Below are 10885 nucleotides of genomic sequence, written 5' to 3'. Positions count from 1 at the left end.
GTGTGTAGCCGCAAGGTGCTCAAGCGTATCGATAGCGCTATTTGGTTTTGCCTGCCAGCTGATCGCGCAGTGCGCGCTCGACCGCAATCTGCAGCGTGTATGCAGGTGCTTCGATGGCGTCGTGGTCGCGGGTGTAGCGGCGGGTAAATTCGCGTACGCCCCATTGCTGATATTGCTGCACGTGCAGCAGTTCATGCGCCCACAACGCGACATTTTGTTGGGCGTCTTCAACGTTGCGGAAGACGATGATGTCGATCAGCGTTACCGCTTGCACGTCGGGGTTTTGCAGCAGGGCATTGCTGGCGTTGAGTGCCGCGCCGTCGTCGACCCTAAAGCGCGCTGAGTCGAGCACCGCTATATCGAAATAGGCCTCCAGTTGGGCGCGGATATGCAGAGGCACAGATTCGGTTCCGTCGGCTGCCGCCTGCTGACGCGCCTGTAACAACCCTTGCTCAAGACCTGAGGCGGCTATCTGGCTGACGTCTTCATACAGCACGTCGATGTCGGCCTGGCTGATCGGTGCACAGAAGCACACCCCGGCACAGACCTGCTGCTGCCCGCTGGGGCAGGCGATAACCGAGGCGGCGAGGCCGAGCCCGCCAATCAGCAGGGCGCCCCAGCGCAGCGGGTGACGTAAGAACGCAGCAGGCAAGGACGCCTCCCTCAAATAAGAACGGCCGACGCAGTATGCGCCAGTGTGGCGTGGCAGTCGGACAGTGGCCGTTGCGGTTGGTTGCAGCGCTGCGCTGGAGGCTACACCCGCACCCAGCGCTGCCGAGTCCAGCTGCTTAACGCATCGACGCTGAATACCAGCAGCAACATGGCGATGATCACCGTACTGGCCTGCGCCTCCTGAAACAGGCTGAGGCTGACGTAGAGCATCTGTCCTAGGCCGCCGGCACCGACGAAACCCAGCACGCTGGCCATGCGGATATTGTTTTCCCAGCGGTACAGGCAGTAGGCCAATAGCTGTGGCCACAGGTTAGGCAGGGTGCCGTAGCAGAACGCCGCGACCTGGCTGCCACCCTGCAGGCGAATCGCCTCGGCCGGTGCGGTCGGGGTGTTTTCCAGCGCCTCGGCGAATAGGCGGCCGAGCACCCCGGCAGTATGCAGGGCCAGGGCCAGGGTGCCGGCATTCGGTCCCAGCCCGGCGGCCAGTACCATCAGCGCGGCCCACACCAGTTCCGGAATCGCGCGCAGGGCATTCAGTAGCAAACGCGCGGCGCTCTGCAGCGGCCAGCCGAAGCGTCCGGCCGCCGGCAAGGCCAGCAACAGGCCAAATACGGCGGCGAGCAAAGTGCCGAGGGCCGACATGGCCAGGGTTTCCAGGGCGCCACGGCTGATGGCCGACAGGTGTTCAGCGCTCAGGTCCGGACTGAGAAAGCGCTGCACGTAGCCAGCCATCTGGCCCAGGCTGTCGCCGCTGATCAGTGCGCCTAGATCGATACCCAGGTAAACGAACGAAGCGATTACCGCTGCGCCGATGCCGCACAGCAGCAACAGGTTGATCAGCCGGTTCATGCCAGCCTCCCGCGCAGCACGCGGCTGAGCTGGTCGGCCAGCAACACCAGCAACAGAAAGGTCAGCAGCATGCTGGCCACTTCATCGCCGGCGAACATACGCATCGACAGGTCGATCTGCTGGCCCAGGCCGCCGGCGCCGACGAAACCCATCACCACCGAGGCGCGGATTGCGCATTCCCAGCGGTACACCGTGTAGGAAGTCAGCTCCGCTGCGGCATTCGGCAGAATGCCGTAGACAAAGGCCGCCAGCCGACCACTGCCGGCCTGCAGCAGGGCGTGGCCCGGGCGCTGGTCGACCGACTCGAAGATTTCCGCATAGACCTTGCCGAGCATCCCGCTGTAGGTGATGGCAATGGCCAGCACCCCGGCTGTGGGGCCGAGGCCGACCGCGCGGACGAACAGCAGCGCCCAGACAATTTCCGGCACGCTGCGTAGGAAGATCAGCAGGCCGCGTACAGGCCAGCGCAGCAACTGCGCCAGCGGTTTGGGTCGACCACCACGGGACGCGGCGGACAGCGACAGCGCGCGGCTGGCCAGCAGACTGGCTGGAATCGCCAGCAGTAGGGCCAGGGCCATGCCGGCGGTGGCGATGGCCAGGGTTTGCAAGGTGGCGTCGAGCAGTAACTGCAAAAAGTCCGCGTCATGGGTCGGCGGCCAGAAGGCGGCGACGAAACGGCCCATCTCGCTCTGGCTGTCGGCTTGCAGCAGCACGCCCAGGTCCAGCTCGCTGAGATGAATACCCGGCCATAACAGGGCCAGCGCCAGCAGGGTGAGTAGCAGGCGGGGCAGGGCGGCCGGATCGCGGGTGTCGCGGTTTAGCATCGCGGTATCTGCAGGCTCAGGGTCACGCTAGGCGCGGGCGGCGAGAGCAGTTGCTCATTGGCGTACAGCGCGTCGAGTTGCGCCTGGTCGACTTCGCCGGCAGGACGGTCGAACAGGATCTGCCCATCGCGCAAGCCGATAATCCGCGGGAAGTGCGCCAGGGCCAGTTCCACCGCATGCAGGCTGGCGACCAGGGTCACGCCATGCTGTTCAGCATGCCGACACAACACATTCAGCGTGTGTTCGGCCAGCACCGGGTCCATGGCTGACACCGGCTCATCGGCCAGCAGCAGTTCCGGCGCCTGGTACAGCACGCGGGCGATGCCGACGCGCTGCAACTGACCACCGGAAAGTTGCTGGCACTGGGCGAACAGCTTGTCGGCCAGATCCAGCTTGGCCAGCTCACGGCGAGCGCCGGGGATATCCAGCGGGTGCAGCAGATTCAGCAGGCTCTTGCCCAGGCTCCACTGGCCAAGCTTGCCGGCCAGCACGGCGGTAACCACCCGTTGCCGCGCCGGCAGCGGCGGCGCCTGATGCACCAGGCCAATGCGCGCACGCAGGCGTTGACGTTGGCGGCTGGACAGTTGCCAGGGCTGCTCACCGAGCACCTGAATCTCGCCGCCACTGGGTTGCAGCGCAGTGGCCAGCAGGTTGAGCAGGCTCGACTTGCCGGCCCCGGACGGGCCGATGATGGCGACGCGCTCACCAGCGGCGATATGCAAATCCACGCCGCGCAGGGCGTGGACTCCGTTGCCGTGGCTGAGGCTGGCGCCGGAGAGGCGCAGGGTCATTTCAGCAGGTCAGCGGCGCGCGCAGCGTCCTCGATGCCCTTGTAGTTCTCAGGCGAGGTTTCGATAAAGCGGCTAGCGGCCTGCAGGTCGAGGATCGCCTTGTGCTCCGGGTTGGCTGGGTCGAGGGCGAGGAAGGCGGCCTTGATCTTCTCGGCCAGGGCCGGATCGAGGGTGCCGCGTACGGTCCAGTTGTAGTCGTAGTAAGTCGGGGTGGTGGCGAACACCTTGACCTTGTTGCTATCTACTTTGCCGCTGGCAACCAGCTTGTCCCACACGCTGGCGTTGAGCACGCCGCCATCGACCTTGCCGGCCTGCACCCAGGCGGCGGTGGCGTCATGCGCACCGGAGTAGCCGACGCGGCTGAAGTGGGTTTCCGGCTTGATGCCGTCCTGCAGCATAAAGTAGCGCGGCATCAGGCTGCCGGAGGTGGACGACACCGAACCGAAGGCAAAGGTCTTGCCTTTGAGGTCGGCCAGGGAGGTCACGTCCGGGTTGGCGGTGATGAACTTGCTGGTGAACTGCGCATCCTGCTCGCGCTGTACCAGCGGAATGGCGTTGCCGGTTTTCAGGCGCACTTGAACGAAGGTGAAACCGCCGAGCCAGGCCAGATCCAGGCGGTCGGTGGCCAGGGCCTCGACCACGGCCGGGTAGTCGGCGACCGGGGTGAACTCGACTTTCATGCCCAGTTGCTGCTCCAGGTAGGCGCCCAGGGGTTTGAATTTGCGCAGCAGTTCGGTCGGCGCTTCATCTGGAATGGCGCTGACGCGCAGGGTTTCAGCAGCCTGAGTGAGGTTGGCGGACAGGCACAGGGCAAAGCCGGCGGCGAGCGCCAGGGTACGTTTGAGCATGAAGATTCTCCGGTTCAATAGCGGAAAAGGATCTAAATGGCAGGCCCGCGAATAGGTGGGCTGCGAGTAGTCAGGGTAGTCGACGTGGCGCGATTATATGGAGCGCTGTGTTAAAGGCCAGCTTTGCTAGAATCCGCGCCTGTTTTCCGATTTGCCGAGAGCCTGACCGATGAGCGAGCCGATCCGTTTGACCCAGTACAGCCACGGGGCCGGCTGCGGCTGCAAGATTTCGCCCAAGGTGCTGGAGGTGATTCTCGCCGGCAGCGGCGCGCAGAACCTCGACCCCAAGCTGTGGGTCGGCAATGCCTCGCGTGACGATGCGGCGGTGTATGCACTGGACGACGAGCGCGGGGTGGTGTCGACCACTGACTTTTTTATGCCGATTGTCGATGACCCCTATGACTTCGGCCGCATCGCCGCCACCAATGCCATCAGCGACATCTACGCCATGGGCGGCGACCCGCTGATGGCCATCGCCATTCTCGGCTGGCCGGTCAATCTGCTGCCGCCGGAAGTGGCCCGCGAAGTGATTCGCGGCGGCCGTGCGGTGTGTGATGAGGCGGGCATTCCGCTGGCTGGCGGCCACTCGATCGACGCGCCTGAGCCGATCTTCGGCCTGGCCGTCACCGGCGTGGTGCTCAAGCGCCATATGAAACGCAACGACACCGCCACGGCCGGCTGCCAGCTGTACCTGAGCAAGCCGCTGGGCATCGGCATCCTGACTACCGCCGAGAAGAAGGCCAAGCTGCGTCCCGAGGATGTTGGCCTGGCGCGTGACTGGATGTGCACCCTGAACAAGCCCGGTTCGCGCTTCGGCAAGTTGGCCGGGGTTGCCGCGATGACTGACGTCACCGGCTTCGGCCTGCTCGGTCATTTGGTGGAGATGGCTGATGGTGCCAATCTCACTGCCGAGCTTGATTACGCCGCCGTGCCGCGCCTGCCGGGGGTCGACTACTACCTGGCCGAGGGCTGCGTGCCGGGCGGCACCCTGCGCAATTTCGACAGCTATGGCGAGAAGATCGCGCCCATCACCGACGAACAGCGTGATCTGCTCTGCGACCCGCAAACCAGCGGCGGCCTGCTGGTGGCGGTCACCCCTGAGGGCGAAGCAGAGTTTCTTGCCGTGGCCGCCGAGCTGGGCCTGAACCTGGCGCCCATTGGCCGTCTGGTTGAACGACAGCGCTACGCGGTAGAGGTGCTGTGATGCGCGACAACACCGCCGACTACCGCGACATCTTCCTCAACGATCTGCCGATGATGGACGCTCGTGCCCCGGTCGAGTTCAGCAAGGGCGCCTTCCCCGGTGTGCTCAACCTGCCGCTGATGGATGACAGCGAGCGTCAGCGGGTCGGCACCTGCTACAAGCAGCATGGCCAGGACGCCGCCATCGCGCTCGGTCACCAACTGGTCAGCGGCCAGGTCAAGGCCGAGCGAGTTGCGGCCTGGGCGGCCTTCGCCAAGGCCAATCCGCACGGCTATCTGTACTGCTTTCGCGGTGGTCTGCGCTCGCAGATCACCCAGCAATGGCTGGCCGAAGCCGGTATCGACTACCCACGGGTGATCGGCGGCTACAAGGCGATGCGCACCTTCCTGCTGGAAACCACCCAACAGGCCGTGGCCGAGTGCGATTTCGTCATTCTCGGCGGGCTGACCGGCACCGGTAAAACCGACGTGTTGGTGCAACTGAACAACAGCCTGGACCTGGAAGGCCATGCCAACCACCGTGGCTCCAGCTTCGGCAAACGCGCCAGCGGCCAGCCGGCGCAGATCGACTTCGAAAACCGCCTGGCCATTGATCTGCTCAAGCAGCGCGCCCGTGGCACCGAGCAGTTTGTGCTGGAAGACGAAGGGCGCATGGTCGGCAGCTGCACCGTGCCGCTGGAGCTGTACCAGGGCATGCAGCAGTACCCGCTGGTGTGGCTGGAGGATGCCTTCGAGGACCGCGTCGAGCGCATCCTGCGCGATTACGTGGTCAACCTGTGCGCCGAATTTATCGCCCTGCACGGTGAGGAAGAGGGCTTTCGACTCTACGCCGAGCGCCTGCTGCAAAGCCTGAGCAATATCCAGAAGCGCCTGGGTGGTGAGCGTTACCAGCGTTTGCTGACCATCATGCAGGCGGCGCTGGACGAGCAGCGTAGCGGTGCGGTTGCGCTGCACCGCGACTGGATTGCCGGGCTGTTGCGCGAATACTACGACCCGATGTACGCCTACCAGCGCGAAAGCAAGGCGGCGCGTATCGAGTTTGCCGGTGGCCAGGCGGCGGTCATCGCCTACCTGATTGAGCGCAAGGCCAATCGGCAAGGCTGAGTGTTACCACCCAGCCCCTGTGCTGCAATCATCCGTTGCTGGCTTCTGGCAGTTTGGCGATCACCTTGATCTCGAACTGGAAGCCATACAACCAGGTCACGCCGACGGCGGTTATGGTCGGGTACGGCGCGTTACCCCAGAACTCCGGGACAACCTTCCAGATCCTTTCGAACGTCGCCTGTGGGTCGACCATAAAGACCGTCACGTCGACCACATCGTCAAAGCTGCCGCCGGCAGCGTGCAGAATCGCATTCAGGTTGGTGAATGCGGTGCGTACCTGCGCCTCCAACTCGGGTTCGGGAGAGCCGTCTTCACGACTACCGACTTGCCCAGAGACAAACAAAAAGCCGTTGCTGCGGATCGCCGGCGAATAGCGATTGATCTCATAAAGCGCCTGGCGGCCAGGCGGGAATACCACATCACGCTGGTTCATCTGTACCTCCATCATGGGGCGGTAGCGCCCCGATTTATTAACGATGAAGCGACTGTAGGGCGTTGCGTTAGGCCGATAAACCAGCAACTCTGGCTAACACTGTTTGTAGAATCCAAATAATCCAGCCGATATTGGGATAGTAAATGGACCGTTTCGATGCGATGCAGGCATTTGCTCGGGTGGTGGAGTCGGGCAGCTTTACCAAGGCGGCCGAAACCCTACACATAAGCAAAACCAGCGTGACCCAGCTGGTGCAGCAACTGGAGGCGCGCTTGCGGGTCAAGCTGCTCAACCGCACCACGCGCAAGGTCAACCTCACGGCCGACGGCGCGCTCTATTACGAGCGCGTGTTAAGGCTGCTGGACGACCTGGCCGAGGCCGAGACCAGCCTGTCTGGCGCCTCGGCGGTGCCCAGAGGCCGGCTGCGGGTGGATGTGCCGAGCCCGTTGGCCAGAATGATCCTTATGCCTGCCTTGCCGGCATTTCACGCGCGTTACCCGGAGATCCAGATCGATATGGGCGTCAGCGACCGCATCGTCGATCTGATTGGCGAGAAGGTCGATTGTGTCGTGCGCGGCGGCGAGTTGACGGATCAATCGCTGATGGCGCGCCGGGTCGGCGATCTGCAGCTGGGCGTTTATGCAGCGCCCAGCTACCTGCAACGCCTCGGCACGCCCGCGCACCCGCGCGAGCTGGAAGACTCGCAGCACCGTATCGTCGGCTTTCTCTGGGCTCGCACCGGTAAAGCCCTGCCGTATGCCATGCACCGCGCTGGGGAGAGTATTCATATCCAGGGTCGCTATGTGCTGGCGGTCGACGATGGTAACGCCTACCTGGCGGCGGGTCTGGCTGGCATGGGGGTTCTGTGGCTGCCGGACTATATGTCCGCCCCCCACGTGGCGCAGGGTGATTTGCTGCCGCTGTTCGAGGACTGGCGCCTCGATCCCATGCCGCTGTACGTGGCGTTTCCGCCGAACCGGCATATCAGCATCAAGCTGCGCGTATTTATCGAGTGGGTGGCTGAGCTGATGGCAGAGCATGCGCCGATCAGTGATCGGCAGGGGACGTGACGCGGGTGAGGTGCTGGAGCGCTGTTTAGCTTAAATGACTGTGTTTCTTTTACTCGGCCTCAATGCGGTGTGGCGGTTTCCGAGGCCAGCCCGCCATCCCACAGCCCGACCAGCCGGCCATCTGCCTCCAGGGCATAGACCAGCGGGGTTGAGCCGCCCCAATCGACGATCATCAGCCCGTTGTTGAACTTGCCGCTGCCGTCATAGCTCGTATCGCCAATGGTCCAGCTCAGGCGGTACTCATTGCCTTCGCCCTCGAGCGCCATCTGGCCCGTATAGCCCGAGCCGTCACTGTTGTGCCCCTCGACCCGATACAGCCCCTTCTTGGGCACTGCGTCGCTGGCCGCCGCGTAAAGGCTCAGGCGTTCAGTCGCCGTGCCATCGGCCCATTCCCCGTCGAGCACACCATCGGGCGCGAATGAATACACCACCGGCAGAACATCATTCCAGTGCACGACCAGCATGCGCCCGGCCAGCTCGCCCTTGCCCCTGAACACATCGCGACCGATCCACCAGGTGAAGTCGTAAAACTCGCCTCGCTGCGCCAGCGCCAGCATGCCTGGGTAGCGTGTGCCGTTCGGGTTGGTGCCGGACACCTTGTACAGCCCTGTCAGCGTGCGAGGGGAGGTGATCGCCTCGGGCTGGCTCTGCTGCGCAGGCGAGGCTTTTTCCACAGCCTGGTCGCCGCTAGAACTGGCTTCGCCCTCGCCGCGAAACACGAAGTCGCCGAAGAATGACGACGACAGCCAGGGCGTCTGCTGGCCACTGGTTTCCTGGTAGACGCCCTTGAGGGTTTTCTTGAATGTCTCTTCGAGATTGAGGTTGGGCGTTGCCAGCGCCAGTGTCAGGTGTTTTGCGTAAGGTGAGTTGCGCCCCTCGCCATCCAGCGCCACGGCGCCGGGCGAGGTGGAGTACGAGACAAACAGGCTGGCGCTGGAGTCGATGCGCGACAGGCCGGACGTCACCTCAGTAAGCGGATTGTCGCGACAGGCGTCGAGAATGATGATGTTGAGATCGTTGCCCGACATGGCCATGGAATGGACCATCGCCGAGGCGCTGACTGCCTTATCCGCCAGTTCGGAGGCATCGGCGATGCCATCGCCGATGGGCAGCAGGTAATTCTCGCCGGCAACTTGCACCCCATGCCCGGCAAAGAACAGCAGGCCGACACCGCCCGCGGATTTGAGCTGGGCAGAAAACTGCGCCACGGCATCCAGCATGGTTTGCCGGTCAGCGTCGATCAGCGTGGTTACCGAAAAACCAGCTTCGCGCAGCGTGCGAGTGACATCGGCGGCATCGTTGGTTGGGTTGACCAGTGGCGCGAAGGCATAGGCGTTGTTGCCGATGACCAGTGCCGAGCGTGCCTGGGCAAGCGCTGCGCCCTGCGACGCAGCCCAAAGAAACGCGACGGCAATCAGCATTGCCATCCAGCGGTGTGCGCTAGCTCGTCTCATCGATTCGCTCCGCACGCAATCAACGGCAGCGGGCGTCGATTGCGCGGTGGGTTGCCACGTGAGCCCCATGGGCACGCGTCTTTAAAGCGCCGAGCGATGGGGTAAATCAAGCATAGGAGTGTTCCAAGGCAATTGAAAATTCCGCTCAACCTGATTGCGCAGTTTCACCGTCAGCACGGCGCTAACGCGTCTAGGTCATTGGTTAAGAACGGCGATCAGCGTTCGCTGACGCACAGACGGGCATTCTGCTTGCGTTCACGGTGGACCCTCACTACGCCAGCGAGACCGAGTAGTTGCGCAATAGCCGCCCTTACGGCACCTCAGCACTGACAGGAGTCAACCATGCAAAATCCATCGATCAACCCCGCTACCAATAGCCAAGGCAATGGCCAATCCGCGCTTGCCAAAGCCGCCAGCGCCGTTTCGGTATCGGGTGTTTCCCGCGAGTTTCAGAATTTTCTTTCTGACATCGAAGACCTGATCAAGGAAACCACTTCGCTTACCGGCGAAGAACTGGCGCAAGCGCGGATTAAGCTCAATGCGCGAGTGGCCACAGCCAAAGCCTCGCTGGAAAACATGGGTGAGAGCATCGTGCAGCGTGCGAAGCAGAGCGCCACCGTGACCAACGAATACGTGCATGAGCAACCTTGGAAAGCTCTCGGTGCCAGCACCGTGATTGGCTTTCTGCTGGGTATTGCTCTCGCTCGGCGCAGCTAGTCGTAACTTGCCGCCGTTATGAGCCATAACCCTGAAGAACAACCCTCGGCTGCCCCGCAGGCGGCCGAGGGTCTCAATCTGTTCGCCCTGCTGCGTTTGCTGCGCTCGGCGGGTCGGGCGTTGTTTGCTCAGGCCGCGCTGCATGGGCAGCTGGTTTGCCTGGAGTGGGCGGAAGAAAAGCAGCGCCTGCTGCGCATCCTGCTGACCACGCTCTTCGGCTTTGCCTGCCTGCTGTGCATCATGCTGCTGGGCAACGCCTTGGTATTGGCGTTGAGCTGGGCCACCCCTTATCGAATCCATGCGCTGCTGGGCCTGCTATGCGTACACGGCCTCGCGGGCGCTATCGCCTGGCGTCATTTGCACCACCTGCTAGGGCAGGGCAGCAGCAGTTTCGCTGCTACCCGCGCCGAGGTGGCCGCTGATATCGCCCTTATCAAGAGCACCCTATGAGCACGCTCACTGCACTTGCGCGCCTGGAACAACGCCAGGCGCTACGCCACAGGTTGTTGCTGCAGCGCCAGCGTATCGGTCATCTGCTGGCGCCCGAGGTGGGCGGGGATAACCAGTTCCCGCGCAGCATGACCATGCGCCTGCTGACCCAGCGTCCTGCAGTGGCCATGCGCCTGGCCTCGCAAGCCGCACTGATGCTGTTTGGCCCGCGCTTTATCGGCACCCTCAGCGGCGCCTTGCTACTGGCCAAACTGCTGCGCGCGACTTCCACCGACCAGCGCAGTTTGCCGCCGCCCAACCACGATCTTTAACCGACGTTACTACCCTCTTGCTGATATGAGTGCGGGCCTGTTTGCGCCGCATTTCGCCGCTGCGCATAACGATCACCGTGCCTGCGGATTGCCGCGCTGCGAGCGCGCTGGCCCTATCGGTGTGCAGCCATACATACGCCTGCGTGCCTGGGTTCGATG

Annotated in this window: 13 protein-coding genes; 6 read left to right on the top strand and 7 right to left on the bottom strand. The window is 63.4% G+C overall.

The genetic code is table 11. The features are described 5' to 3' along the window. Positions 1 to 37: 37 nt before the first annotated feature. From ACQ4LH_RS19690 to ACQ4LH_RS19670, 5 genes are all read right to left on the bottom strand, one after another. Positions 38 to 652 (bottom strand): DUF4157 domain-containing protein, encoded by a 615-nt coding sequence (locus tag ACQ4LH_RS19690; protein ID WP_430698743.1) that lies wholly within the window; start codon positions 650 to 652, stop codon positions 38 to 40. 101 nt (positions 653 to 753) lie between these two features. Continuing rightward, complete coding sequence (gene phnE, locus ACQ4LH_RS19685) at positions 754 to 1521, bottom strand: phosphonate ABC transporter, permease protein PhnE (protein ID WP_430698742.1); 768 nt, start codon at positions 1519 to 1521, stop codon at positions 754 to 756. Further along, entirely contained in the window at positions 1518 to 2345 is an 828-nt protein-coding gene (locus tag ACQ4LH_RS19680) for a PhnE/PtxC family ABC transporter permease (protein WP_430698741.1), read from the bottom strand. Before ACQ4LH_RS19680 ends, phnE begins: the two co-directional genes overlap by 4 nt. Beyond that, complete coding sequence (locus ACQ4LH_RS19675; RefSeq protein WP_430698740.1) at positions 2339 to 3136, bottom strand: phosphonate ABC transporter ATP-binding protein; 798 nt, start codon at positions 3134 to 3136, stop codon at positions 2339 to 2341. Before ACQ4LH_RS19675 ends, ACQ4LH_RS19680 begins: the two co-directional genes overlap by 7 nt. Further along, positions 3133 to 3984 (bottom strand): putative selenate ABC transporter substrate-binding protein, encoded by an 852-nt coding sequence (locus tag ACQ4LH_RS19670; RefSeq protein ID WP_430698739.1) that lies wholly within the window; start codon positions 3982 to 3984, stop codon positions 3133 to 3135. The genes ACQ4LH_RS19675 and ACQ4LH_RS19670 overlap by 4 nt, the downstream gene beginning before the upstream one ends. Positions 3985 to 4153: 169 nt before the next feature. Here ACQ4LH_RS19670 and selD point away from each other — a divergent pair, with 169 nt between their 5' ends. Together selD and mnmH are read left to right on the top strand one after the other, a co-directional pair. Next, positions 4154 to 5188, top strand: a complete 1035-nt coding sequence (gene selD, locus ACQ4LH_RS19665; protein ID WP_430698738.1) for a selenide, water dikinase SelD — start codon at positions 4154 to 4156, stop codon at positions 5186 to 5188. Then, positions 5188 to 6291, top strand: a complete 1104-nt coding sequence (mnmH, locus tag ACQ4LH_RS19660) for a tRNA 2-selenouridine(34) synthase MnmH (protein WP_430698737.1) — start codon at positions 5188 to 5190, stop codon at positions 6289 to 6291. The genes selD and mnmH overlap by 1 nt, the downstream gene beginning before the upstream one ends. A 28-nt stretch (positions 6292 to 6319) precedes the next feature. On the opposite strand, the gene ACQ4LH_RS19655 is transcribed toward mnmH, so the two are convergent. Next, complete coding sequence (locus ACQ4LH_RS19655) at positions 6320 to 6724, bottom strand: RidA family protein (protein ID WP_430698736.1); 405 nt, start codon at positions 6722 to 6724, stop codon at positions 6320 to 6322. 143 nt (positions 6725 to 6867) lie between these two features. Between ACQ4LH_RS19655 and ACQ4LH_RS19650 the strand changes: the two genes are divergently transcribed. Continuing rightward, a complete protein-coding gene (locus ACQ4LH_RS19650) occupies positions 6868 to 7794 on the top strand; it encodes a LysR substrate-binding domain-containing protein (RefSeq protein ID WP_430698735.1) in 927 nt (308 codons plus the stop codon). Positions 7795 to 7853: 59 nt separating this feature from the next. Here ACQ4LH_RS19650 and ACQ4LH_RS19645 read toward each other — a convergent pair whose 3' ends face one another. After that, a complete protein-coding gene (locus tag ACQ4LH_RS19645) occupies positions 7854 to 9215 on the bottom strand; it encodes a caspase family protein (protein WP_430698734.1) in 1362 nt (453 codons plus the stop codon). 375 nt (positions 9216 to 9590) lie between these two features. On the opposite strand from ACQ4LH_RS19645, the gene ACQ4LH_RS19640 reads away from it, so the two are divergent. From ACQ4LH_RS19640 to ACQ4LH_RS19630, 3 genes are read left to right on the top strand one after another with little or no spacing between them, the layout of a single operon-like run. Further along, the gene (locus ACQ4LH_RS19640; protein ID WP_430698733.1) at positions 9591 to 9965 is read left to right on the top strand and encodes a DUF883 family protein; all 375 of its coding nucleotides are present in this window, start codon (positions 9591 to 9593) and stop codon (positions 9963 to 9965) included. A gap of 18 nt (positions 9966 to 9983) precedes the next feature. Further along, positions 9984 to 10415, top strand: coding sequence for a phage holin family protein (locus ACQ4LH_RS19635; protein ID WP_430698732.1), 432 nt, complete (start codon positions 9984 to 9986; stop codon positions 10413 to 10415). Then, on the top strand, positions 10412 to 10726 hold the full coding sequence (locus ACQ4LH_RS19630) for a hypothetical protein (protein ID WP_430698731.1): 315 nt from the start codon (positions 10412 to 10414) through the stop codon (positions 10724 to 10726). The genes ACQ4LH_RS19635 and ACQ4LH_RS19630 overlap by 4 nt, the downstream gene beginning before the upstream one ends. Positions 10727 to 10885: the final 159 nt, after the last annotated feature.

Origin of the sequence: Pseudomonas peli, assembly GCF_050563605.1 — a bacterium.
GTDB lineage: Bacteria > Pseudomonadota > Gammaproteobacteria > Pseudomonadales > Pseudomonadaceae > Aquipseudomonas > Aquipseudomonas peli_A.
The sequence above is the reverse complement of the archived record's forward strand: the minus strand, read 5'-3'. Positions and strand labels throughout refer to the sequence as shown.

Coding starts and splice junctions, on each gene's coding strand:
- ACQ4LH_RS19675 (WP_430698740.1), bottom strand. CDS start 3,136: ATGACCCTGCGCCTCTCCGGCGCCAGCCTCAGCCACGGCAACGGAGTC.
- mnmH (WP_430698737.1), top strand. CDS start 5,188: ATGCGCGACAACACCGCCGACTACCGCGACATCTTCCTCAACGATCTG.
- ACQ4LH_RS19655 (WP_430698736.1), bottom strand. CDS start 6,724: ATGAACCAGCGTGATGTGGTATTCCCGCCTGGCCGCCAGGCGCTTTAT.
- ACQ4LH_RS19635 (WP_430698732.1), top strand. CDS start 9,984: ATGAGCCATAACCCTGAAGAACAACCCTCGGCTGCCCCGCAGGCGGCC.
- ACQ4LH_RS19670 (WP_430698739.1), bottom strand. CDS start 3,984: ATGCTCAAACGTACCCTGGCGCTCGCCGCCGGCTTTGCCCTGTGCCTG.
- ACQ4LH_RS19640 (WP_430698733.1), top strand. CDS start 9,591: ATGCAAAATCCATCGATCAACCCCGCTACCAATAGCCAAGGCAATGGC.
- ACQ4LH_RS19680 (WP_430698741.1), bottom strand. CDS start 2,345: ATGCTAAACCGCGACACCCGCGATCCGGCCGCCCTGCCCCGCCTGCTA.
- ACQ4LH_RS19630 (WP_430698731.1), top strand. CDS start 10,412: ATGAGCACGCTCACTGCACTTGCGCGCCTGGAACAACGCCAGGCGCTA.
- selD (WP_430698738.1), top strand. CDS start 4,154: ATGAGCGAGCCGATCCGTTTGACCCAGTACAGCCACGGGGCCGGCTGC.
- ACQ4LH_RS19650 (WP_430698735.1), top strand. CDS start 6,868: ATGGACCGTTTCGATGCGATGCAGGCATTTGCTCGGGTGGTGGAGTCG.
- ACQ4LH_RS19645 (WP_430698734.1), bottom strand. CDS start 9,215: ATGCTGATTGCCGTCGCGTTTCTTTGGGCTGCGTCGCAGGGCGCAGCG.
- phnE (WP_430698742.1), bottom strand. CDS start 1,521: ATGAACCGGCTGATCAACCTGTTGCTGCTGTGCGGCATCGGCGCAGCG.